The 23,051-nt window shown below is 62.8% G+C and carries 24 protein-coding genes; 15 read left to right on the top strand and 9 right to left on the bottom strand.

The window, feature by feature from the left end; all coding sequences use genetic code 11:
- Positions 1-6: 6 nt before the first annotated feature.
- From EPJ54_RS00875 to EPJ54_RS00865, 3 genes are all read right to left on the bottom strand, one after another.
- The gene (locus EPJ54_RS00875) at positions 7-2,379 is read right to left on the bottom strand and encodes a phosphoketolase family protein (protein ID WP_135209788.1); all 2,373 of its coding nucleotides are present in this window, start codon (positions 2,377-2,379) and stop codon (positions 7-9) included.
- A 98-nt stretch (positions 2,380-2,477) separates the two neighbouring features.
- Positions 2,478-3,623, bottom strand: coding sequence for an acetate/propionate family kinase (locus EPJ54_RS00870; protein ID WP_135209787.1), 1,146 nt, complete (start codon positions 3,621-3,623; stop codon positions 2,478-2,480).
- Positions 3,624-3,674: 51 nt separating this feature from the next.
- Positions 3,675-4,310, bottom strand: coding sequence for an RNA polymerase sigma factor (locus EPJ54_RS00865; RefSeq protein WP_135209786.1), 636 nt, complete (start codon positions 4,308-4,310; stop codon positions 3,675-3,677).
- Positions 4,311-4,549: 239 nt separating this feature from the next.
- On the opposite strand from EPJ54_RS00865, the gene EPJ54_RS00860 reads away from it, so the two are divergent.
- Complete coding sequence (locus EPJ54_RS00860) at positions 4,550-4,786, top strand: hypothetical protein (RefSeq protein WP_135209785.1); 237 nt, start codon at positions 4,550-4,552, stop codon at positions 4,784-4,786.
- A gap of 3 nt (positions 4,787-4,789) precedes the next feature.
- Positions 4,790-5,236, top strand: coding sequence for a periplasmic heavy metal sensor (locus EPJ54_RS00855; RefSeq protein ID WP_135209784.1), 447 nt, complete (start codon positions 4,790-4,792; stop codon positions 5,234-5,236).
- A 295-nt stretch (positions 5,237-5,531) separates the two neighbouring features.
- On the opposite strand, the gene EPJ54_RS00850 is transcribed toward EPJ54_RS00855, so the two are convergent.
- Together EPJ54_RS00850 and EPJ54_RS00845 are read right to left on the bottom strand one after the other, a co-directional pair.
- Positions 5,532-6,110, bottom strand: coding sequence for an RNA polymerase sigma factor (locus EPJ54_RS00850; protein WP_135209783.1), 579 nt, complete (start codon positions 6,108-6,110; stop codon positions 5,532-5,534).
- A 132-nt stretch (positions 6,111-6,242) separates the two neighbouring features.
- The gene (locus EPJ54_RS00845) at positions 6,243-8,663 is read right to left on the bottom strand and encodes a heavy metal translocating P-type ATPase (RefSeq protein WP_135209782.1); all 2,421 of its coding nucleotides are present in this window, start codon (positions 8,661-8,663) and stop codon (positions 6,243-6,245) included.
- A gap of 116 nt (positions 8,664-8,779) precedes the next feature.
- Between EPJ54_RS00845 and cueR the strand changes: the two genes are divergently transcribed.
- Positions 8,780-9,220 carry a Cu(I)-responsive transcriptional regulator gene (gene cueR / locus EPJ54_RS00840; protein ID WP_239590695.1) on the top strand — a complete coding sequence of 147 codons (441 nt, stop codon included), beginning with the start codon at positions 8,780-8,782 and terminating at the stop codon, positions 9,218-9,220.
- Here cueR and EPJ54_RS00835 read toward each other — a convergent pair.
- From EPJ54_RS00835 to EPJ54_RS00825, 3 genes are all read right to left on the bottom strand, one after another.
- The gene (locus EPJ54_RS00835) at positions 9,204-10,367 is read right to left on the bottom strand and encodes a polysaccharide pyruvyl transferase family protein (RefSeq protein ID WP_135209780.1); all 1,164 of its coding nucleotides are present in this window, start codon (positions 10,365-10,367) and stop codon (positions 9,204-9,206) included. The genes cueR and EPJ54_RS00835 overlap by 17 nt on opposite strands.
- A gap of 10 nt (positions 10,368-10,377) precedes the next feature.
- Entirely contained in the window at positions 10,378-10,701 is a 324-nt protein-coding gene (locus EPJ54_RS00830) for a DUF411 domain-containing protein (RefSeq protein ID WP_239590694.1), read from the bottom strand.
- A gap of 163 nt (positions 10,702-10,864) precedes the next feature.
- Positions 10,865-11,575 (bottom strand): class I SAM-dependent methyltransferase, encoded by a 711-nt coding sequence (locus EPJ54_RS00825; RefSeq protein ID WP_135209779.1) that lies wholly within the window; start codon positions 11,573-11,575, stop codon positions 10,865-10,867.
- Positions 11,576-11,714: 139 nt separating this feature from the next.
- On the opposite strand from EPJ54_RS00825, the gene EPJ54_RS00820 reads away from it, so the two are divergent.
- The 5 genes from EPJ54_RS00820 to EPJ54_RS00800 are packed head-to-tail and all read left to right on the top strand — an operon-like array spanning position 11,715 to position 14,624.
- Complete coding sequence (locus tag EPJ54_RS00820; protein ID WP_135209778.1) at positions 11,715-11,993, top strand: hypothetical protein; 279 nt, start codon at positions 11,715-11,717, stop codon at positions 11,991-11,993.
- On the top strand, positions 11,990-12,427 hold the full coding sequence (locus EPJ54_RS00815) for a Spy/CpxP family protein refolding chaperone (protein WP_135209777.1): 438 nt from the start codon (positions 11,990-11,992) through the stop codon (positions 12,425-12,427). The genes EPJ54_RS00820 and EPJ54_RS00815 overlap by 4 nt, the downstream gene beginning before the upstream one ends.
- A gap of 35 nt (positions 12,428-12,462) precedes the next feature.
- On the top strand, positions 12,463-12,984 hold the full coding sequence (locus EPJ54_RS00810) for an RNA polymerase sigma factor (RefSeq protein WP_239590693.1): 522 nt from the start codon (positions 12,463-12,465) through the stop codon (positions 12,982-12,984).
- On the top strand, positions 12,977-13,717 hold the full coding sequence (locus EPJ54_RS00805) for a helix-turn-helix transcriptional regulator (RefSeq protein WP_135209775.1): 741 nt from the start codon (positions 12,977-12,979) through the stop codon (positions 13,715-13,717). Before EPJ54_RS00810 ends, EPJ54_RS00805 begins: the two co-directional genes overlap by 8 nt.
- A gap of 58 nt (positions 13,718-13,775) precedes the next feature.
- A complete protein-coding gene (locus EPJ54_RS00800) occupies positions 13,776-14,624 on the top strand; it encodes a sterol desaturase family protein (RefSeq protein WP_135209774.1) in 849 nt (282 codons plus the stop codon).
- Between the two features lie 29 nt (positions 14,625-14,653).
- Here the strand turns inward: EPJ54_RS00800 and EPJ54_RS00795 are convergent, their stop codons facing one another.
- Entirely contained in the window at positions 14,654-15,196 is a 543-nt protein-coding gene (locus EPJ54_RS00795) for a YybH family protein (RefSeq protein WP_135209773.1), read from the bottom strand.
- A gap of 92 nt (positions 15,197-15,288) precedes the next feature.
- Here EPJ54_RS00795 and EPJ54_RS00790 point away from each other — a divergent pair, with 92 nt between their 5' ends.
- From EPJ54_RS00790 to EPJ54_RS00755, 7 genes are all read left to right on the top strand, one after another.
- Positions 15,289-17,115 (top strand): copper resistance system multicopper oxidase, encoded by a 1,827-nt coding sequence (locus tag EPJ54_RS00790; protein WP_135209772.1) that lies wholly within the window; start codon positions 15,289-15,291, stop codon positions 17,113-17,115.
- Complete coding sequence (locus tag EPJ54_RS00785) at positions 17,112-18,290, top strand: copper resistance protein B (protein WP_239590692.1); 1,179 nt, start codon at positions 17,112-17,114, stop codon at positions 18,288-18,290. Before EPJ54_RS00790 ends, EPJ54_RS00785 begins: the two co-directional genes overlap by 4 nt.
- A 403-nt stretch (positions 18,291-18,693) precedes the next feature.
- Positions 18,694-19,434 carry a PepSY domain-containing protein gene (locus EPJ54_RS00775; RefSeq protein WP_167755516.1) on the top strand — a complete coding sequence of 247 codons (741 nt, stop codon included), beginning with the start codon at positions 18,694-18,696 and terminating at the stop codon, positions 19,432-19,434.
- Positions 19,435-19,502: 68 nt separating this feature from the next.
- Positions 19,503-19,835: a copper-binding protein gene (locus tag EPJ54_RS00770; protein WP_135209769.1), complete on the top strand. Its 333-nt coding sequence runs from the start codon at positions 19,503-19,505 to the stop codon at positions 19,833-19,835.
- Positions 19,836-19,938: 103 nt separating this feature from the next.
- Positions 19,939-20,589, top strand: coding sequence for a DUF2231 domain-containing protein (locus EPJ54_RS00765; protein ID WP_239590691.1), 651 nt, complete (start codon positions 19,939-19,941; stop codon positions 20,587-20,589).
- Positions 20,589-21,215 carry a class I SAM-dependent methyltransferase gene (locus EPJ54_RS00760; protein ID WP_135209768.1) on the top strand — a complete coding sequence of 209 codons (627 nt, stop codon included), beginning with the start codon at positions 20,589-20,591 and terminating at the stop codon, positions 21,213-21,215. The genes EPJ54_RS00765 and EPJ54_RS00760 overlap by 1 nt, the downstream gene beginning before the upstream one ends.
- A 236-nt stretch (positions 21,216-21,451) precedes the next feature.
- Positions 21,452-22,975 (top strand): lipopolysaccharide biosynthesis protein, encoded by a 1,524-nt coding sequence (locus tag EPJ54_RS00755; RefSeq protein ID WP_167755515.1) that lies wholly within the window; start codon positions 21,452-21,454, stop codon positions 22,973-22,975.
- Positions 22,976-23,051 lie beyond the last annotated feature (76 nt).

Genomic DNA, 23,051 nt, shown 5'->3' with positions numbered 1-23,051 from the left:
TTCTTTCTACTGAGGTGCAACGCGTAGAACATTGGGGTCGCCGCGTCCGTCGAGTGCGTTCAGTTCGACCTCCGACAAAAACTCCTCGCGACCACAGCCGAGGATGCGAGCTGCGGCCTCAAGCGCATGCGCCCAGGTCGAGTGGTTGGCGAACAGCATGCCGAATACGTCGAGCGTGCCGCCCCGATTGATGAAGCCAAGCGCGCTGGTGCGTGAAGGTCCGGCGTCGAGCCGGCGCAAGGCCCCAAGCAGAGGCTCTGGGCGAGTATGGGTGAGAAAAACGCGCGGCGTCCCCTCCGGGAAGAAATGTCTGCGCTGCGCCTCGCTCGCGGCATAGGCCGTTTCGATCTCGTCGCGCCCGGCGCGGAAGCGGCCAGGCTCCAAAAGCGCGGTGACGCATGCCGAACGGCCACGCGCCATCAAGCGTTCGCTCGCACGTAGGGCTTCCGCAGTTTGATAGGCGCCAATCGCGACGAATTGGAGGTCAGCCTCTCTAGGGTCGCCGAGGAGAAGTGCTGCGCCATCCGCAACGGCTTGTTGGGCGCGCGCCCCGCTGAGCAAGCGAGCCACAGCGCGCTTGGGCGTCACGAGGCACGCGATTTGACCATGCGAGGCGTAGACGCTTCGAAGCGAGGCCGCCGCGGAATTGGCGTCGATCGGAAACAGCACGCGCGCGGTATCCGCCATTTCGCCCAGAAGCGCCTCGGGCAAGGTCGGATCCTGGTGCGATTGTTCGTTCTTGGCGTTCTCCCAGGTATGCGACGTGGCGATAAGCGCCACCGACAGCCAGCGCGGCGGCGCGCCGATCTCACGTTGACGGCGGGCAAAGATGATGTCTTGGCGCAGCGCCCCCAGCATTTTCATGGCGAAGGCTTCGTAGCTCACGGCGAGATTGAGCCCGCCTTTATTGCCGAGCGCCGCGCCAATGACCGCTTCCTCATTGAGCGCGGTAATGACGGCGCCGTCCACCGCTTCCGGTGCGCCCGGCTCGGGCGCATTCACGCGGTGGCGTAACAAATCGAGCGTTGCGCCCATGTGATTGCTTTTCAACTCGTCAGGATTGCCGACACGCACGCGTAGATCCGGATTAGCTTTGACGATCTCAACGAAAAGTGCGTCGAGCGCCTCCATGGCGCAACTTGCGCCCCCCTCGGGCGCCCAAGCCGGCTCAGGCAAAACCGGCGATGGGATAGACCTCGCTGTCATCGGATGGCGGCTTTCGCGCGGCCGCTCTTGCGCATCGTGGACAGCAAACGCCTGCGCCGCCGCATCGAGTTCAGCTTTCGGCACAAAGAGAGCGCGCGCGCCCTCATTAAATTGCCGCCGCGCCTCGGCGTCGGCGCGAGGATTTCCGGCAAGCGGCAGATTGTGCGCGCGATTTGTGCCCGCCCCCGGAAAGCCATAGCCCTTGATGCAGCGCGCGATCACATAGGGAAGCCGCGCTGGATAGGTCCGCTCCGACATGGACGTGAAATGCATGAGCGCAGATTCGGCTTCGATGATGGCAGAGGCGTAGGCAAGCGGATCGTGACCGTCGATGATGATGGGATCAAAACCGCTTAGCCGCAGATGCTGAGCGAGCCACTCAGCGCCTCCCTCTTGGCCGATTCCGGTGCGCTGCTCGATGCGCCTGCCATTGAGGATCATGACGGGCACGACAAAGCCGCTATCTTCGGCGCGCCACCAGCGCGGCGACCAGTCGGAGCCACGCTGTTCTTCGAACGCTCCATCGCTCAAGAACGCAACCAAGCGCTCACCCGGCAAAGGCATATGAACGTATTGGGTTTCGGCAAAACCCAGATAGCCGCCTTCGGAGACGCCGCCTGCGGTGTGCGGATTGACGTGACTGCCGAGCGGCGCCGCTGGGCGCCCTTCTGGCGTCAACGCATAAGAATAAAAGTCGGCCGCGAGCCGCGAGAGACCAGCTTCGCTGCGCCCGTAGCGCCCCTGTTGGGCGGGAGATACATCCTCCAAGAGCGCGTTGACCGCTTCGATCGCAGCCACGCAATGGCCCTGCCCCAACACCCAGGCGCGCGTCTGCCCGGTGAGCGCGTTGGCAAGATGATAGCCGACAAAGGCGATGGCTGCGTTGAGCGAGCCGCCCATATGGCCTTCGGGCGCTGTCTTAAAAGCGTCCGCGGCCAAGTCTGCGCCGCTGAGATCGACGCGCGTGGCGTAACTCATGTGCGCTACGGTCCACAACGCGGCGCTGGCGAGGCGGTCAGCGGCCGCGCACAAGGCAAGCGCCCTGTCGCGATCAGCCAGCGCCCCGTCCATCCAGTGGCGCGCGACAAGGTTTTCGATTTTCGCGACGGTCTCGGGCCGGTGGCGGATGACGCCATACCCCTCCCGCCATGCGGCGCTGGCTGGTGCTGACACGACAATGATCCGCTTGGGGCCGGCGCGCGCCCTTCTTCTCGCCATCAACCAATACGCACGCCAGCGTCCGCGCCCTGACACATGGGTGTGCGTCCAAATTAGCTCATCGTCGCCAGCGCGGCGCGGGTCTCACGTGCGATGACGGCTTCTTCGTCGGCGGCGCGCGCCTCGATGATGACTTGCGCGCCGTCGCGCGAAATCACCCCCGCGCCCGCCTCGTTACGCGCCTGATCGAGGTCCACGCCCATAAAACTCAGGCCCTCGCATATCGCCGCGCGCACGCGCGGCGCGTTCTCGCCAATGCCGCCGGTAAACACCACCCGGTCGACGCCGCCGAGAACGCCCGCGAGGCCCGCAAGCCAGCGCCGGGCCGTCCGGCAGAAGAGTTCCACCGCTTCCGCGGCGCGGGAGTCTGGCGAAACCAACAATTCGGCCATATCTGCGCTCACGCCCGAAAGGCCGAGCAATCCTGATCGGCGATTGAGAAGATCCTCGACGTCCTCAAGAGAGCGGCCGGCGCGCAGCAGGTGCAACACAACGCCCGGGTCGATGTCTCCGCTCCGCGTCGCCATCGGCAAGCCCGAAACAGTTGAGAACCCCATTGATGTCTCGATGCTGCGCCCGCCTTCGATCGCCGTCATCGATGCGCCGGCGCCCAGGTGCGCGACGACGATGCGTTCGCGGCCAAGGTCGACACCCTCGCTTTGCAACGCCGCCAAAACCGAAACAATCGACAGTCCATGAAAGCCGAAGCGGCGTACGCCAGCGTTAAAGAAATCCCGCGGCAGCGCCATCATCGCCGCCGCCTTGGGTAGATTGGCGTGGAAGGCGGTGTCGAAGCAGGCGACATGCGGGCGGTCGGGCCAGCGCGCCCGGGCCGCAGCGACGCCCGCAAGGTTGGCGCCTTGGTGCAAGGGCGCCATGGCGGTAAAGTCCAAAAGCCTTGCCTCGACCCCGCCCCCAAGCAGAGTGGGCGCCACAAAGTCGGCGCCGCCGTGGACCACACGGTGGCCAATGGCGTTAGGCGCGATCGGCGGCAAGGCGTTGAAAAGCGCTTCAAGCGCCTCGCCATGATCGCCGGCGCGCGATGGTTCAATCGTTTTCATTTTGCCCGCGCGCCCGATTGTGAGTTGCGGGTCCTCGCGCCCAATGCCGCTGAAATGGGCGCGCCACACGACATCGGCTTCAAAGCAAGCCACGCGCACGCTCGATGAGCCGCAATTGATTGTAAGAATGGGACCCATCTTCAAGGCCGCCTCAAGCGTGCGATTTGTCCCATGACTTCAGGGCCAAAGCTAGCGCTGCGGCGTCGCGCGGCGCGCCATCTCGCTTGCAAGCAATTCGCGCGCCCGATGCACGCGATATTCGAGCGACTTGACTGAGCAGCCGAGCGTTGCACTGGCGGCCGCTTGCGATAGACCGTCGACGGCTGTCAGCATCAGCGCCTCGCGGAGATGTTCGGGCAAGGTCGCCAGCGCCTGGCGCAGTATGCGCACTTCTTCGCGGCTTATCGTCTCCGCCTCGGGCGAGGGCCGCTCGTCGGCGACGCGCAGGTCGTCGCCATCAGGACACTGGCCCCAGAAGGTTCGACGGGTCGCGGCGCGTCGCGCTGCGTCCCGGCATTTGTTCAACGCGATCGCGTGGAGCCAGGTCTTGAATGAACGCTCTGGATCGAAGCTCGCCATTGCGCCCCAGGCCGCGACGAAGGCTTCTTGAACGACATCGCTTGCCGCATCGGCGTCGGCGACGCGGCGGCGCACGAAGCGAAAGAGGTCGTCTTTATGGGCGCTCATGAGCGCGCTGAACGCGGTCCGGTCGCCCCTTTGGGCGCGGGCAATCTGATCATCGAAACCACCGATGAAGGTTGCGCGCCGCAGCGGCAAGCGGGCTTGCCTCGACAGCGCGGAAGGCTGAGCCGCAATGGAATTCATGGTCGCCTCGCTGGCCGCAAGAAGCGCGGTCCCATGACAAGATCGCGCCTCGCTTGCATCCGTGCTTTGCTTTGGATCAACTTCCTGTATTTGCGCCTTGGGCGTCTTGTCCTTGCTCTGGCGGAGCCCGATGGGCTAGCTCTCCCCAGGGCGCGCGCCGCCGCGCGCGTATAGAAAAGTGTGATCGCCCGGAGGCTTCCCTGACCGACCTTGATCGCCAACTCGCCGCTTTGGGCCGGGTGGACATCGACACAGCATTGGACGGGCTGGAAAGCGATGTCTGGGCCCGGATTGATGCGCGCGCACAAGGCCGCGCGAGCGCTGGCGCCAACGGCGCCGTGGCCGGCGTCTGCGGCTTTGTGCTTTTGGTCAGCTCGGCCATCGGCGTATCGACGGCCACCGCGTCGGTTGCGGTCGATGTTGGACCGTTTGCGCTCGATCAGCCCTACGCGCCGGCCACTGCGCTCGGCCGATAAGTCATGCCGAAAACTTGGAAGCTGCTGGCGCTCGCAGCACTCGTCGGGTTCGGCTCTGGGCTGGGGGGCGTCTTTGTCGGGACAATGCTCACGCGTTCCGACGCCCATCGGGACACGCTCGATGCAGCGGTCCATCGCGAACTTGATCTGACGCCTGAACAGGACCAGCGTCTGGAAGCAATCGAAGCCGGTTACGCCCTGCGCAAGGGCGCCCTTGACGCTGAGCTGCGCGCAGCCGCGCGCGACATCGCTGCCGCAGTGGCCGAGGATCACGCCCAGAGTGAGCGCCTCAGCCAAGCGATTGATCGGTTTCACAACGCCATGGGCCAAACCCAAAGAGACGCTATCGCGCACGTCTTCGAAATGCGCGCTGTGCTCAATGCCGATCAACAGGCGCGGTTCGACATGATCGTGCGCGAGGAATTGCTGCGCGGCGTGGACGAAGAATAAGCGGCCGCCGCTTTCGCGACGTGAAGGAAACCAAGAATGGCGATCGGCGCGCATGGGCTTTAATGAAGCGGGCGCGGAAGAATGGCCCGCACCCGTGCTTTCGTAAGACTGCATCGTCACTGGAAAGCCTGGTTCATGCTTGGGGCGCCCCTTGAGAGACAGGACGCTGCGGCGCCCCAATTATTACAGGCAGCCCCTCCGCGACCGATTGGACGCCCCCGCTCGCCCATTATTTTGTGGTCTTTCGCCTACCCAAGAGGGACAGACAAAAACGATGTCGTTCAGCGCTTGGCTATCAACCTTCGGCACTCGCCGGGTTGGGCGGCGGACATTCGCAATCGCCAAAGCCGTGGATGACGCACACGGCGCAGAGTCGCAGCACCAGCGCTCGTAGCCGCGCCCGCGCGCGGTGTAAGCGGACGGTCAGCGCATTCAAGTTGAGACCCAAGGTCGCGGCGACACTCGCTCGATCTCGCCCCTCGATATCGATGGCTCTGATCAGCGCCGCGTCATTTGCCGAAAGAGCATCCAGAAGCGCCAGCAAACATGCGCAAGCAACGCTGTCGGTCTCTGCCTCGGTAGCGAGAGAGCGCAGATCCTCGGTTGGCGCTTCGCGCGCCCGCTGGCGAGCGAGACCGCGATAGTGATCGGCGATGGCTGTCGCCAGCACGCGCGACAACCAGGAACGCGCCGCGCCGCCCTCTTTCAGATCGCCGGCGCGCTCCAAGGCGCGGGCGCAAAAAGCCTGCAGCACTTCGTCGGCATGATTTGGATCGCCCAGCCTGGAGCGCAGGTACGCGCGGATCTTGTCGAGGCCCTCTTCGAGTGCGCGCCGCACATCCGCTTCAGGCAAGTCGTTTGGGTCCCCAGCCATAGCATTGATCGCTTCTTCAGGAGGGCACTGTTGCGGCTAACCAAGCGGAAGCCAAGCGCCACGGAGCCAGTGGGGCCGCTACGCGGCCACAAAGGGCGGCCACGCGGCCGCCCTCCCCACCCACAACGGGAGTCAGACCCGTAACGAGCCCAGACGCAAAGAGTTTGCAATCACCGAAACCGACGATAACGCCATCGCCATGGCTGCGATCATCGGCGAAAGCAGCGCCCCTGTTATCGGATAGAGGACGCCTGCGGCGATCGGAATGCCCGCGACGTTGTAGGCGAACGCGAAGACGAGGTTTTGGCGGATGTTGCGCATGACCGCTCGCGAAATGATGCGGGCGCGCACAATGGCGCCAAGGTCGCCGCGCAGCAGTGTCACACCCGCACTCTCGATCGCCACATCAGTGCCACCGCCCATGGCGATGCCAACATCGGCCGCCGCAAGAGCCGGCGCATCGTTGACGCCGTCGCCCGCCATCGCCACGACGCGCCCTTCCCGCTTCAGCCGCTCGACAATTTGCGACTTGTCCTGGGGCAGCACTTCGGCCTCGATCTCATCGATGCCAAGGCCGCGCGCCACCGCCTCGGCCGTAGTGCGATTGTCGCCGGTCAGCATGACGAGCCGCATGCCTTGAGCCCGCAAAGCTTCAAGCGCCGCCGGCGTCGTCGCCTTCACCGGATCGGCGATCGCAAATAGGCCAGCAAGCTCAGTGTCGATCGCAACATAGATCGCGGTCGCGCCGTCGCGCCGCGCCGCGTCCGCTTCGCTCTTCAAACCCGACGCGTCGATGCCCTGCTCGTCTAAAAAGCGTTCGGCGCCAATCACGACATTGCGCCCCTCGACGACGCCGAGGACGCCCTTGCCGGTGGGCGAGTCGAATTCTGTAGGCTCGACAAGCCCAACGCCGCGCGCCTGCGCTGCGGCGACAATAGCCAAGCCGAGGGGATGTTCGCTGCGGTTCTCAAGGCTTGCGGCAAGGCGCAGCGTTTCGTCGAGATCGCCGCCCACAGCTGTGTGGATCGCTGTCACCGCCGGCTTGCCTTCGGTCAGCGTGCCGGTCTTGTCGAGCACAAGCGTATCAACCTTCTCGAACCGCTCCAACGCTTCGGCGTTCTTGATGAGGACGCCCGCGCGCGCCCCGCGCCCCACGCCCTGCATGATCGACATGGGCGTTGCGAGCCCGAGCGCACACGGACAGGCAATGATCAACACCGAAACCGCAGCGATCAGACCGTATGACAACGCCGGCGATGGACCAACGGCCCACCACACCAAAAAGGTGATCACGGCGACGCCAATAACGGCCGGCACAAACCAGCCCGAAACCTTGTCCGCTAGCCGCTGAATTGGAGCGCGCGAGCGTTGGGCCTCGGCCACCATCTGGACGATGCGTGAGAGCATTGTGTCAGCGCCGACGCGATCGGCTTCGATCACCAATGCGCCGGTTTGATTGAGGGTCCCGCCGATCACGCGCTCGCCGCCCTCCCGCGTCACCGGCATGGATTCGCCCGTCACCATGGATTCATCGATGGAAGAGCGACCGTCGAGCACGATGGCGTCGACGGGGATTTTTTCACCCGGACGCACGCGCAGGCGGTCGCCCACGACGATCTGATCGAGCGGAATTTCTTCTTCGGCGCCGTCACGCAGACGACGCGCCGTTTTGGGCGCAAGATCAAGCAGTGCACGAATGGCCCCGCCGGTACGTTCGCGCGCTTGCAGCTCAAGCACCTGACCCAACAGAACAAGCACAGTGATCACGGCGGCCGCCTCGAAGTAGACAGCCACGAGGCCGTGCGCGTCGCGGAACCCCGCCGGAAAAAGCGAGGGCGCTAGCAAAGCGATGACGCTATAGGACCACGCCACGCCGGTCCCCAGCGCGATCAAAGTGAACATGTTGAGATTGCGCGTCTTGAGCGAGGCCCAGCCGCGCTCGAAGAACGGCCAGCCGCCCCACAGCACGACAGGGCTCGCCAGCGCGAACTGCAGCCAACCATTCCAAGCTGGCGGCACGAAACCATCGATACCAAGGAAGTGGCGGCCCATTTCGAGCGCTAACACCGGCAATGCGAGCGCAGCGCCGATCCAGAAGCGGCGCGTCATGTCGATCAGTTCCGGATTGGGTCCGGCGTCCGCGCTGGGCATCATCGGCTCAAGCGCCATGCCGCAGATTGGGCATGAGCCTGGACCGGCGCGCACGATTTCAGGATGCATCGGGCAGGTCCACTTCGACCCCGCCGGAACGGTGTTGAGATCGACGCTAGGCGCCCCGTGCACCCTATGTCCGTGCCCATGGCAAGAAGCGCCGGCGCTCGCTACGGCGGGTTGCGCGCAGTAAGCATGCTCTTCAGCGGGTTTTGTGTATTTCGTCGGGTCAGCCTCGAACTTGGCCTTGCAGCCAGCGCTGCAGAACAACACCTCTTGGCCCGCGTGCATGAGCCGATGCGGCGTGTCAGGCTTAGGCGTCATGCCGCAGACGGGATCGCGCGGCGCGCTATCGGCGCCTGCATGGCTCTTATGATCGTCGCTGTGGTCGTGGGTGTTCATAGCTGACTAACGCGAGCGCTCGCGCTCCTGGTTTGACTTGAAAAGCAATCTGCACCTTCCCACAATGGGAAGGTCAACGGGAAAAATTCACGAGCGAATTCCAAATGAACATCAGCATGGCCGCCGAGCAATCGGGCGTATCGGCGAAGATGATCCGCTATTATGAGAGCATAGGCCTCATTGAAGCGGCCGACCGTCGCGACAACGGCTATCGCGACTATGGCGACATGGAAGTCGCGATGCTCCAGTTCGTCCGGCGGACCAGGGATTTGGGTTTCTCGCTTGACGAGGTCGCCTCGTTGCTGACGCTTTGGCGCAACCGGCGCCGGTCCTCGCGCGAGGTGCGCCGCCTTGCTGAAAAGCACCTGGCCGACATCGACGCCCGCATAGCGGACATGCGAGCGGTGTCGCGGACGCTGAAGCGGCTTGTCCATGCCTGCCACGGCGACGATCGTCCCGAGTGCCCGATTCTCGACGACCTTGCGGCCACGCCGGCCCCCTCCACGCCCACGACGAAATCCACACGCGCGCCAAACCGGATTAGGAAGGCGAAATGAAGTCTCGCAGTCGCTCATGCAGCCCCATCTCCAATGCCTTGATTTCCGTTTGCACGGCCTTTGCGTAGTGAACGCGCATATTGATCAGTCGGTCGCACTGCAAAATGAGCGCGCGATGTTCCATGTGCTCGATGTCATGAATGAACTCGCCAAGCCCCGCGGCGCGCATCAAATCGTCGTTCATGGGTCCATAGCTGATCGAGAGCACCGGGCGGCGCATTTTGAGGGCGGCAATCTGCACATGGTAACGTGACGCCACGACCACATCAGTGTCGGCGACCACACTCAAGATGTCTTGATATGAGCGGACTTGACGCTCAGCATCGCTCATAAGCGTATAGCCTAAGCGCGCTTCAAGATCGCCGACGGCGATGAGATCAGTCGGCCGTTGACCGATCAGAATGCGAACCTTGTGCTCCTTGAATTTCAGCCATTCGATAAGATGGGCGATGCTTTCGATGTAGGCGCGATAGACCTTTTCGTTGGTGCGCCAACCTCGATAGTTCATGACACCGACGCCAACGACAGCTTGTTCGACGACGCGATCGTTTGGCGTCGGCGCGGGCAGCAAGAAGGCGATATCGCCGGTGACCAGGCTCTGGCTTTCATCCACCCCGCGCGCGCTCATGTAGGCCCGAGAGCTCTCGTCACGGTAGCAGCGCCGGGCCGCGAGCTTTGCCGCCCAGACCATCATCAATCGGCTGACCGGGTTGAGAACCGGACCCGCGCCAACGCAGGCAAACCAAACGGATGCGCCGCGTAGACGCGCGGCAAGTATCCAGCGCAAGAAGCGGCTGGGCCATCCCCAGGGGCGGTCACGGAAATCATGAATGGCGCCGGTGCCGGCGACGACCAAGAGATCACAGCGCTTCAACGCGCGAAGACAGACCAGCCAATTCAGCCAGAGGCTGGGCTGGCGCAGCAGCAATGTGTCCAACCAACGCGGCAGGACCGATGCAGACCTCAAGCTAACTGCCGGAATTCCAAATCGCTTTGATGTGAGCTCCGGATCGACGCAAACAGCCAGGATCGACGCATTGGTGAAGGCTGTGCGCAGCCATTCGAGCGTGGCCTCGAAACACGCATCATTGCCAAAGTTGCCACCGCCATAAGCGCCAAAAACAACTATGCGCCGCCGCCAGCTCATCGGTGCTGCATCAGGCCGAAGCGGGATAGCTCGCAAACACGCTCCGTTCGGCGCCGAATGCTACGACATCGAAGGCGTCGCGCCGCCCATCCGGCATTTCCATGCCGGGCGAACCCGCGGGCATGCCGGCGACCGCAAGTCCTCGGACGCCGGCCGGACGGTCTTCAATGAGCCGGATGATTTCGCGCACTGGCACGTGGCCTTCAATCACAAAGCCTTCCACCTCTGCGGTATGACATGAGGCAAGATCGTCGGGCACGCCCAGATGGCGCTTCAACGCGCCCATATCCGCTTCGTTGACGAGTGTTGTACGAAAACGTCCGCTCGCCCCCATTTGCTGGGTCCATACTTCGCAACACCCGCACCCGGCGTCGCGCCGCACCTGCATCGGTGTCGCTTGCACCTCTTGCGCGCAGCCGGGCGTCACGCTGGCAGCGAGCAACAAAATGGTGGTTGATAAAAGTCCGCGGCGGTTCAAATGCTGTCCTAACTTTGCTTCAGCGTTTTCGCGCAAGCGTAATGAGCGTCCAACCCAATCCCGCTCGCGCCATCGCGTTTTCGAGGCTCCGTCCAAACACTGTGCGCATAGCGCGCTTGGCTTTGCGCCCGAGAATGAGCCGATAAAAGCCCTTGTTGGCCGTAGCAGATATGGATCGCAGTCGCCGTATCTCAAAGTGCGGCATCAGCAACGCCGTCAATTCATCGCGATCGACCCAATTGCGCAATTGCTCTGGCGCGGGCGGCGGTACAATATTGTGCTTCTCAAGCACCGGACGGTTTTGCGTGGCCAACATCAGCAGCCCTCCTGGGCGCAAAAGGCTGGCGAGTTTGCCCATGAAGGCCGGATGATCAGCCACATGCGACAGCACTTCGAGGCTGACGATCACATCAAACTGTTCGCTCCCCAAGTCGACTTCCATGAAATCGCCGGCGACGAACTTAACATCAGGGACGCGCTCCGCCGCCCCGCGAAGCACCGCGTCGGAGAGATCGGTGGCGGTGACTTTTCCAAATGGCTTCAGCGAGGGGCAAAGCCAGCCTGCCCCACATCCGACCTCAAGAATTTTAAGGTCGGTGCGCCCAATCTCGGACAGCCATTGCACCACCAACTCGCGCTGATCGGCGGAAATGTCAGAGAGCGGGCGCTCGTTCTTGGCCGCGTTCCAGTCGTTCCAGTACGCCTGCTGAACAACAATCGGTTGATCCATAAGCCCGTGCTCCTTCGCCCTGAGGGTTGCTCACCCCTCCCTTTTGCTACGCAGCGCCTGTCCAAACCCCTCAAGCAGAGGCCCCTTGAGGGTTCCGGCGCAATCGTGCGTATTGCTGGTGGAACAAGAGTTAGAGACCATGAACGTTGATCTTGAACGATTGCTGTCAGCGCTTCGCGACCGTCCCCTTGACCACCGGCTCGATCAGCTGGAGCCTCGGGTGTGGGGCCGGATCGAAGGCGCGCGGATACGTGTTGGACAAACGCGCGGTTGGCGCTGGCAGGCGGGTCTGGCAGCCGTAATGCTCACGTTCGGCGTGTTCGCGGGCAGCGCCGTGGCCCGCCCCGAAAGCGACCTCTCGCCGTTCGCGGTCCACGCGGCTTATGCGCCCTCAACATTGCTCGGGGATGATCGTTGAAACTTTCGGTTCGGGCCATCTTGGTGACGGCCCTGGTGGCGCTGGCGGCAGGCTTTGGCGGGGTCTGGTTAGGCATGAAGGCGCTAGCGCCTGCGCCCGCCCCCTCCATGCACGATGTCGTGCATCACCGGCTGGAGTTGAGCGGCGATCAACTCGCTAGAATTGAGACGCTGGAGGCAGCATTCGCCGCCCGCAAGCACGCGCTTGAACTTGAAATGCGCTCCGCGAACGCGGAACTGGCCGCGGCCATCCGCGAAGAGCACGAGAATGGTCCAAGGGTGGCCGCTGCCGTCGAGAGATTTCATGGTGCGATGGGACGGCTGCAGACCGAAACCATCGCTCACATGTTTGCGATGCGCGAGGTCTTGAACGATGAGCAGAAGGCGATTTTCGACGACACCGTCGTTGAGGCGTTGACCACCGAGCCGCAATGAGCGTCCCATCGCCCGAAAGCGATGACGCTTCGCTCGTGGCCGCGGCGCTCGCCGGTCAGGAGGCGGCATTTTCTCTGCTCATGCGCCGCCACAAGGAGAAGGTCTATCGGTTCGTGCGCTCCTATGTCGCCGACGCCGACGAAGCCTATGACCTCACACAGGAAGCGTTTGCCGCTGCCTGGCTGGCGCTTGCTCGTTATGACAAGGACCGTCCATTTCCCGCGTGGGTCAAGCGGATCGCGCTCAACAAATGCCGCGACTGGGCCCGCCGCCGCGCCGTCCGGCGCTTCTTCTTCGGCGCCGAAAGTATCGAGACATCCCCAGATATCGCCGCCACAACAGATTCAAGCGATGAAGCCTTGCAACGCAACCTTGCACGGCTCGATTCCGCGATTGCAGCCTTGCCGGCGGGTCTGAAAGAGCCACTGCTGCTAACGGCGATTAGCGGCATGAGCCATCATGACGCGGCGCGCGTGCTGAATTTGACGACCAAAGCGGTCGAAACGCGCGTCTACCGCGCCAAAGTCGCTCTCGCACGGGCGCTTCGCGATGAATAAAGCCGCCCAATGGCGCGGCGCAGCACGCATCGGGCCGTGGTGGGCCGCATTCCTGGGCGCTGCAGGCGACAATGACTTTCATAGCCACCACGCCATTCAAGCATTCGCTGGCCCCCACGCTCTGCTCGTGGACGCAAGCGGGCAACATCACGGCCAAGGATTTGTGGCGCCCGCCAACCTGGCCCACCGCGCTACGGCTGCATATCCCAGCAGCTTTCTCTACGTCGATCCCGACAGCCCATCCGGGCGGCGGATCGCTCATGCAATCGGCGATCGGATCAGCGTGCTGTCCCCGGTCCAAGCAGAAGAATTAGCCACCATTGTTGAAACCTCGATCGCGGATGAAGACGCCGATCCATCCGAGCGACTAGCCCATTTGTTGGGCGCGGCGGAGATTGCGCCAACCCGCGACGCTCGCATTGGTAGAGCGCTCGCCGCCTTTCACGAGAGCGAGGCGCCACTTGACGCGCGCGCAATCGCGCGCGCTCTCAATCTCTCGCAATCACGCGCCGCGCACCTTTTTCGCGATGAAATCGGGATGCCGATCCGGTCTTTCCTGCTTTGGTCAAAGCTCCGCCGCGCCATGACCGGCGTCGCCCAGGGCCTTTCGCTCACCGAGGCCGCTCATCATGGCGGCTTTGCAGACTCGGCTCACTTCTCGCGGACTTGCGTGCGCATGTTTGGCGCAAGCCCGCTCACCATCACGGGCGCGATCAAATTCGACGAAATGTAGCTGTTTCGTTCAAGCCTTAAGGGACGGCCCTCGCCAACTTGGACGCGAGGAGACCCCAATGCGCCTTGCCGTTCGCTATCTAGCTTACCCGCTCATCATCGGGATCGTATCTATTGGCGCCGTGACGTTGGCCGCCTCGCCGGGCGCCGCCATTGCTCTACCCATTCTGACGCTTGCCGGCGCGCTTGTGATTGGGGGACTGGAGCGGCTCTCGCCATATCAGCAGGCCTGGACCAAGAACCACGGCGATCTCTGGGCTGACATCCAGTATAATCTTATGGGTGCGGCTCTTATTCAGGCGAGCGTGCATTTCATCTACCCGCTCAGCACAGCGGCGCTGTCACGCGGACTTTGGCCCAACACATGGCCACTCTGGGCCAGCGTTCTCGGCGTCGGAATTGTTATCGATTTCGGCCTCTATTGGATGCATCGCTGGAGCCATCGCTCGGCAATTCTTTGGCGTTTCCATCAGCCTCATCACAGCCCCGAACGTCTCTATTGGCTGAACGGTGAGCGCCGCCATTTGGTGAGCGCGCTCCTTCTGGCGACGCCAGGACTTGTCGCTGTGGCGGTTCTTGGCGCGCCGCAGGCAGCGCTTGCCGCATGGTTTGCGATTCTGCCGGTGCATCTGGCTTTCCAGCACGCCAATATCGACTACACACTCGGACCATTCCGCCGCCTGTTGGGCGTCGCCGAGATGCACCGCTGGCACCACAAGCGTGACTACGAGGACGCCCAAGTCAATTTCGGCGAGGTCTTGCTCATTTGGGATTGGCTCTTCGGAACAGCGCATGACGATCGCCGCGGCGTCGCCGCCGACGAATTAGGTCTGCGTGACGCCGATTACCCACGTGGTTTTTGGCGCCAGCATCTGGCGGCGTTCAGGTCCCGCCGAGCCCGCTTGTGAACGCACGAAACGAGCAGCGCTGATCGCCCTTAGTTTGCTGGCGGCCGCGGTGCACGAGCGGAGGAATGATAGACGACGATACGCCACGCGTCGCCGCGACGCTGCAACACGCTGGTGGCGACTCCGCGACGTGAAATCGGCGCGCGGGCTGCGGCTTGAGGGAACGTGATTTCGTAAGTGTAGACTTCGCTGGCGTAAGCGAGATCCCCCACCACTTCGACGTCAGTCTCAAGGCCGTCAAAATCAAAGCTGGCGATTTCGAGCAGTTCGGGCCCCAAGTGGTGAGCAAGGTAGGTGGCAAAATCGCCCTCGACGCCGCCTTGCTCGAAGACTTGCGAGTCCGGCCAGAAGTAGCGTGCGGCCGCCTCGCCGTCGCGGGCCTCAACCGCTTGCCGGTAACCTGAGAGGACCGCTTCCACGGCCGCCTCGTCGGCGCTGGGCTGTGCCGCCGCCGCGCCCGCCATGGCCCAGGCCGCGACAAAAACGACGATCAATTTCTTCAGCATCCACGCCTCCCCTTTTTCAGTGCTGCATCTATTGGCGTTTACGCGCCGGTTGCCGATTTCCCGCATCCTGGCGCCAATCTCAGGCGTAAGGGCTGAGGGATCGCGCCGAAGCGCGCGTATTCTAAGATACTGTCGGGTTTTTCTCAGAGTGGAGCAACATGGTGCGCAAGGCCCTCGACCGTCGATCGCTATTGAAGGCTGCGGGCGTGGGAGCCGGCTGGCTGGCGTTCGAGAGCGTGCTTCCTGCTTGGGCCCAGACGGGCTCGCCCGGCATCGCGCCGGCCATGACCACCTTCACCGGCCCCGATGTGGCGCTAAGCATCGGCCGCTCACCTTTTACGGTGGGCGGGAGAACCGGACACGCCGTGACCATCAACGGCACGCTGCCAGCCCCGTTGTTGCGGTTGAGAGAAGGCCAAAACGTCCGCCTCGCCGTCACCAACACGCTCGACGAAGACACTTCGATCCATTGGCACGGTATCCTGCTTCCCTTCCAAATGGACGGCGTGCCGGGGATCAGCTTTCCGGGCATCCGTCCGCGGGAAACCTTCGTCTATGAGTTCCCGATCATTCAGGCGGGCACGTTTTGGTATCATAGCCATTCAGGCCTGCAGGAAGCATTAGGCCATTACGGACCGATCATCATCGATCCGGCTTCGCGCGATCCGATCGAATACGACCGCGAACATGTGCTCGTTTTGTCGGACTGGAGCTTCATGCATCCGCACCAGATCTTGGCGCGCCTGAAGCAAAGCCCCGGCTATTTCAATTATCAACGAACGACGGTGGCGGGCCTCCTTTCAGGTGAAGACCGGATGAGCGCCGCCGACCGGCGCATGTGGGCTGAAATGCGTATGGACCCGCGCGACGTGCTCGACGTCAGCGGCTCAACCTACACGTATTTGATCAATGGTCATGGGCCTGACGAAAACTGGACGGGTCTCTTTCGTCCCGGCGAGCGCGTGCGGCTGCGCATCATCAACGCCTCGGCGATGTCGATCTTCAACGTGCGCATTCCGGGCCTCGCCATGACCGTCGTCCAAGCCGACGGCGAAAACGTGCGACCTGTCGAAACCGATGAATTCCAAATTTCCGTCGCTGAAACCTACGACGTCATTGTCACACCGACCGAAGACCGCGCTTACACGATTGTCTCCGAAGCCATAGACCGCTCCGGGATGGGCCGCGCCACCTTGGCGCCACGGCTTGGCATGAGCGCTGAGGTCCCGCCACTACGCGAAGTCCCAAATCTCACCATGCGCGACATGGGCATGGATATGGGCGGGATGGGCGGCATGGATATGTCCGGCGCCATGCCCGGTATGGACCACTCAGGCATGGACATGAGTGGCATGGCCGGGATGAACCACGACATGGGCGCTGGCGCGAACGCTATGGATCATTCGAGTATGGACATGGGTGCCATGAATATGCGCGACCCAGAAAACGCCCCGCCAGACATGGCGGTCGGCGTCGGCGTCCAAACAATTTCGCCGATGCCGCAAAACCGGATGGGCGAGCGCCCGCTGGGGCTCGAAAACGTCGATCACCGTGTTCTCGTCTACACCGACCTCATCGCACTGACGCCCAATCGCGACCGCCGTGCGCCCTCCCGGACGATGGAGATTCACCTCACCGGCAATATGGAACGTTTCATGTGGGGCTTTGACGGGCGCCGCTTCAGCGAACTGGTCGAACCAATCCGGTTTGAGCGAAACGAGCGCGTACGCGTGACGCTGGTCAACGACACGATGATGTCGCATCCCATTCACCTCCACGGCCACTTCTTCGAACTGGTCAACGGCCATGACGGTCACCAGCCCTTGAAGCACACTGTGAATGTCGCGCCGGGCGGCAAGGTGACTTTCGACCTCACCGCCGATAATCCTGGCGATTGGGCGTTTCATTGCCACCTCTTGCTTCACATGCATGCGGGCATGTTCAACGTCGTGACCATCCGTCCGCTTGACGGAGACGTCTCGTGAGATTTTTCGCCGCCACCCTCACCCCGCTTGTGCTCGCGGTCGCAAGCCCCGCGCTTGCGCAAACAAGCGATCATTCCGCCCACCAGCAAACGCCTCCAGCGACTGCGCAACCGGCTCAAACTGTCGATCCGCATGCAGGCCATACGATGCCAGCGCCGCAGGCCACACAACCCGATCCGCAGGCGCCGGCCCATGACATGCCTGGCATGACCATGCCGTCAGCGACGCCTGATCCACACGCCGGCCACACCATGCCGGGCATGACCATGCCGCAGGCGACCCAGCCCGATCCACATGCTGGACACGACATGTCGACGATGCCCGAGATGGCCTGGCCGCAAACGCCCCCAAGCGAGGCCGGTCAAGACATGACTGGCATGACGATGATGCCCAATGTGGAGACCAGCGCCGACAATGCGGGGCGACCACCCGAGCCGCCTCCTCCGGCTGCTGCAGGCGCAGGCCCCGCGCACGCGGCCGATCTTTACTTCGATGCTCAGCAAATGGCTGCCGCGCGCGAGCAATTGCTGGTTGAGAATGGCGACATCCGCACCAGTGTCGTCATTCTCGATCGTCTTGAGGCGACGTTCGGCGATGGCGCGGACGGCTATGTCTGGGACGCACAGGGCTGGTATGGCGGCGACATCAACCGCTTCTGGTGGAAGAGCGAGGGCGAAGGCGCCATCAACGGCGAACTGGAAAGCGGCGAAATTGAAGCGCTCTACAGTCGCGCATTCACGCCCTACTTTGACTTCCAAGCGGGCGTCCGCCAGCGTTATACACCCGACGCTGATCGCACCGATCTTGTCGTCGGGGTGCAAGGTCTTGCGCCCTATTGGTTCGAGGTCGATGTCGCGGCATTCTTGTCCAATGAAGGCGAGTTGAGCGCACGCGCTGAAGCCGAATACGATCTGCGTTTAACCCAGCGCCTCATTCTGCAGCCGCGCGCCGAGATCGACTTTTCGGCCGAGGACGTTCCCGAACTTGCAACGGGCGCTGGCCTCACGAACGCAGAACTGGGCGTGCGCTTGCGCTACGAAATCCGACGCGAATTCGCACCTTATGTCGGGATCGAGTGGTCAAGCAGCTTCGGGGACACGCGCGATTACGTTGAAGCGAGAGGCGAAGACGCGGAAGACACCCGTTTGGTCTTGGGCATCCGCGCCTGGTTTTGAACAACTCCAGAAGGAAATCGACAATGAGAAAATTCGCGATCGTTGCTCTCGCCGCCGCCGCGCTTGCGGCATGCCAGCCAGCGGCCAATCAAGATGCATCCCCGCCAACTGACACTGTGACGACACAAGAGCCCGCGCCTGCCGCGCCGCAAACGGCAGAGACGGCGCCCGCGACCGAACCGGCGGCAACGCCCGCACCGAGCACGCCGGCGCCACGGCGGCCCCGCGCTGAGCCCACGCCTGCACCTACCCCCGCGCCCGCGCCAACTACGCCCGATCACGACATGTCGGACATGCCTAATATGGAGCATCCGCCGGGGCAGTAATCAGCGCAGTAGTCAGCTCCGCCGCACGCGCAGCGCCGCGGGCGACATAGAACTACGAACACCTGGGGGGGGACATCGTGAATCTCGCGCGTTTGGCGTCTTTTGTACATAAATGGCTTGCGCTCCTGGTCGGGGTGCAGATTGTCTTTTGGGTTGTCAGCGGACTCTTCTTTACGATCATCCCGATCGAGCAGATCCGCAGCGAGCATTTGATACGCCCGCCTGAGACGGCGTCTCCGCTCGCCATCGCCGATGGGCCGGCTTTAGGCGGGCTCCGCGACGCACAAGGCAGAGCCCCCATCAAGTTGACTATCGAGACGCGTCCCACGCTCGGGCAAGTCATCGTCGCCGAGTTCGCAGACGGCCCGCCAGCACTCTTTGAGGCCGCCACGTTTCGACAGCTGTCGCCGCTCGATGCTGAGGCCGCCACTGCGGTTGCGCGAGGTCACGTAACGCTCGCCTCGGCGCCTACGCGGGTCGAGCTGATCGAGACCGAAAGTTCAGAATATCGTGGCGCCCTGCCTGCGTGGCGGGCCCAATTCGCAGATGGCGGCTTGGCGGTTTATGTCGCCGCCAATACTGGCGCTGTCACCGCGCGCCGCTCCGATATTTGGCGGCTCTATGACACGTTGTGGGCGCTCCACATCATGGACTGGCAAAACCACGAGGATTTCAATCATCCTCTTATCATCATCGTGACCGCTATCACGCTTTTGTCGGTCATCGCCGGCATCGTGCTCATCCCCTACCGCATCCGGTTCGGCGGCGGGCGCCGGCGCAAGAACGGGCCGACGGCCAGCGCCGCAGCGGACAGCTGAGGGATTGGCAAGCCGCGCGCGTATTGAAGGATGTGAGCGGCCCCGACGCTCACGAACGGAGAATTTACATGAAACGCAAACTTCTGGTCACCGCGATTGCTGCGGCGTTGGCGTCAAGCTTCGCTATGGCCGCGCCAGCCCTCGCCCATCAGGGAGAAAACCATCAGGCGGTGCCGCAAACCGCCGAGGGTGAGGGAACGGTGACCGCCCTTGATGCGCAGGCCGGCACCGTCACCCTCAATCACGGCCCGATCGCGAGCCTCGGCTGGCCAGCAATGACGATGACTTTCCGCGTGCATTCCGCCGCCGTCTTGCAAGGCGTCAGCGTCGGCCAGCGTGTTCATTTTGAGCTGATGAACGACAACGGCCGTCCGATGGTGACGGAAATCCACGTGCTTTGATTCGAAACGGAAGCGAGCGCCGCACGCAGCTAAGGCTCGTGCGGCGCGGGCCTTTGAGGGGAAGAATATGGCGAACACGAAGTCGATGGTCCGCATTGCGGCAGTGCTGGCCGTGGCGTTTTCGCTACTGCTGCTAACCCCACAAATCTCTTTCGCTCACAGCGGCGAGCAACATCCCCCGCAAGCAGCGCAAACCGACGCATCGCAGGCCGCACCCGAACACGACATGGGCGCGATGCAGCCCGGCGAAATGACATGGCCGACCGCTGAAGGCGCGGGCGGTATGATGATGGATCATGATGCCCGCCCAACCACCATGTCAGGCAGGATCATACGCTGGCTTGGCGTGTGGCACCCAGCCGTCATCCATTTTCCCATCGCCTTGCTGCTTACCGTCGCATTCTTGGAAGCGATGGCCGCCATCCGTCGCAAGCCCATCTACGCGGCCAGCAATAAGATCTTGCTTGCTGTGGCCACGCTCGGCGCTTTTGCCGCCGCGCCATTGGGTTGGGCCAATGCAGGTCTTCCTGCGGCTGATGATGAATCCGCGCTTGTTCTGCACCGGTGGATCGGCACCGCGATCCCGTTCCTCATCGCCTTCGTTTGGTGGCTCAAAAAACCGGTTGACGAGGCCGCCGTTCGCCAAGGCAGCCGCTTCTACGAAACAGTCCTAGCTTTGAGTGTGCTGGTGATCCTCGCTCAGGCCTATCTTGGCGCGGAAGTGACACACGGCGCCGGACACTTGGCGTTCTGATGAACGACGATGCGTTCGGCGCTCTGCGTGCGGCGTATCGCGACTATTCTGCTTCGTATCGGGGAAAGCGGCGTTCGGCCGACGTTGAGATTTGGACCGGATCGATAACGCTCGACTGGCTCGCTCGGCTGCAGCCGCTCAGTGTCGATATCCTCGATATCGGTTGCGGGGGCGGCTGGCTTGCGGGACGCCTCACAGCCTATGGGCCCGTAAGCGGAATCGATGATGGCGATGTTGGACGCTCGCTTGGGATTCGCGCGCTCGCGCGAGGCGAGTATCACGCGGGCGACAGGAACGATCGCTTGCTGCCTAGGTACGTAACAGGTGGCGTCCCCTCGCCTCGCAGCAAAGATGGTTTCAGCGTCGCGCTGGCGCTCAATGCGCCCACATTACCTAGCGATTTTTTCCGCTTCTGCGCCAGCATCGCCGACATACTTGCTGACGGCGGCTGGTTCGTGTGGAGTCCCCCGACACATCAGGCCTTCAACGAAACCGAGGATTGGGGCGCGGTGCTCGGCGCGAGCTTCCAGCTTGTAGACAAAGCTGTCATGCCTTCGTTGCTTGGCGATGTGGCATCCGATCCAGCTGCTGCGCTTATCTTGCTGGCGCAAAAGCAATCGCACTGAGCAATACTCCCTCGGCGGGCTGCGATAACACATCGACGCAACGGCGGGTCTGGATCGGCGTGCCTGATGACGATTGCGTTCTTAAACGAGGGCGAGAAGCTGGTGCCAACAGCCGATGACCCCAACGCCAGCGATAACGGCGGCGGCGTTAGGGCCGACGCGTTTGGGCGGCTTGTCGCGCTATGCTCATCTGGTGGTGGTTGCAGATTCCCAAGCTCGCTTGGCGGCGGGAAAGCATGAGCAGCGGAGATCCGATTTTTGAGGCGAAGCATGCGTCGATGCAAACCCATGCCGTCAATGGCGCCCTCGCTATCGGCATCGCGCAATGCTTGAAGCTGCCGTTTCAAGCGGCGTCACTTCTCATTTTGCCCCGTCTGTTGCAGCCGATCGATTATGGCGTCTACGCCATGATCGATCCTCTCGTTTCGATTTCGGCGCTCATCCTCAATTTCGGCATAGGCCAAGCCCTAATCCAGGCGCCCTCGCTTCGGCGCGACCAAGTGAGCGGGCTCTTCTGGATCACGGCTTTAGCTGGCTGTGCCGCCGCAGCGCTCATGCTTGGTGCGTCTCCGTTCGTTTCTGACTTTTACAACGACCCGCGCGCGGGCGCAGTCGCGGCGGTGTCATCAATCTTCTTGATCTTGACCGGCCTCACCAATGTCCACGAAGCGCTGCTCAATCGGCAAATGAAGTTTGGCTGGGTTGCAATGATCGGCGCTTTGGGCATGGCGCTTGGCTTTGCCGCGAGCTTAATCGCGGCGCTCTTGGGCGCGGGCTATTGGGCGCTTGTCCTGGGATTTGGCGTTCAACAATTGGTCAGTCTTCTTGGGGTGTGGCTGGGCGTCGGCTGGATCCCTCGCGAAGCGCCCTCGTTCCGGGGCCTCTTTCGCTTCTACAAGTTTGGCGCCGCCATCATGGTCGCGGAAGGCGCAACCGTGATGGCGCGCGAGGCCGACAGCGTTCTCATTGGCCGGTATGTCGGCGGCGCGCAGCTTGGCTTCTACGATCGCGGCAACAAGCTTGCGATTATCCCGATCCAACGCATCAACACCTTGCTGCAGCAATTGCTGTTGCCCATCCTCTCAAGGCTCAACGACGACGGTGAACGCTACCGCTACGCATATCTTCGCGTCATCCGTCAGCTCATGTTGTTCCTGACACCCGGCGTCGTCGCGGTCGGCGCCACCGCGCCGGTGCTCGTGCCGTTTGTGCTTGGCGCCCAATGGGCGCCGGCCGCGCCGATCTTTGCTTGGCTCACCCTTGCGGCGCTGCACCGCCCCGTCAGCATGTCGATGGACCTTTTGTTCATCAGCCAGGCGCGGATGCGCGATTACTTGGCCTGGAGCGCCTTCAGCACGCTCACCAGCGTCACTGCGTTCGTGGTGGGACTGCGCTGGGGCGCGGTTGGTGTCGCGGCCGCATTCGCGTTGAGCGATCTCTTCGTGCGCATGCCCGCGCTTTGGTGGTGGGCCACACGGCGCGGCCCCATCCGGTTGAGCGATCTTTATCTCACCGCCGCCCCCTTTGCGGCGGGCGCCGCAACAGCATTTGCCGCCCTCCACTTTGTGCAGCGTTTGACGTTTACGAGCGACTTCACGCAGCTCGTTGTCAGCCTGATCCTTGCTTACGCGATCTCATGGAGTACGATTGTCTTGTTTAGACGCGGCCGCGCCGCGCTGAGCGACACCGTGGGTCTTGTCGGGACCGAACTTCCCCGTCTGCTGCGTCGGCAAAGCTCCGAACCCACAGGGCGGCGCTGATTTTTGATCGATGCACGTAAGTAAGGGCAAATCCGCAGCGAGACGCTCTACTCTCCGCGGTGCAATGTATGCACGA

The organism is Vitreimonas flagellata (genome assembly GCF_004634425.1).
Lineage (GTDB): Bacteria > Pseudomonadota > Alphaproteobacteria > Caulobacterales > Aquidulcibacteraceae > Vitreimonas > Vitreimonas flagellata.
This window is presented reverse-complemented; position numbering and strand designations above follow the sequence as displayed.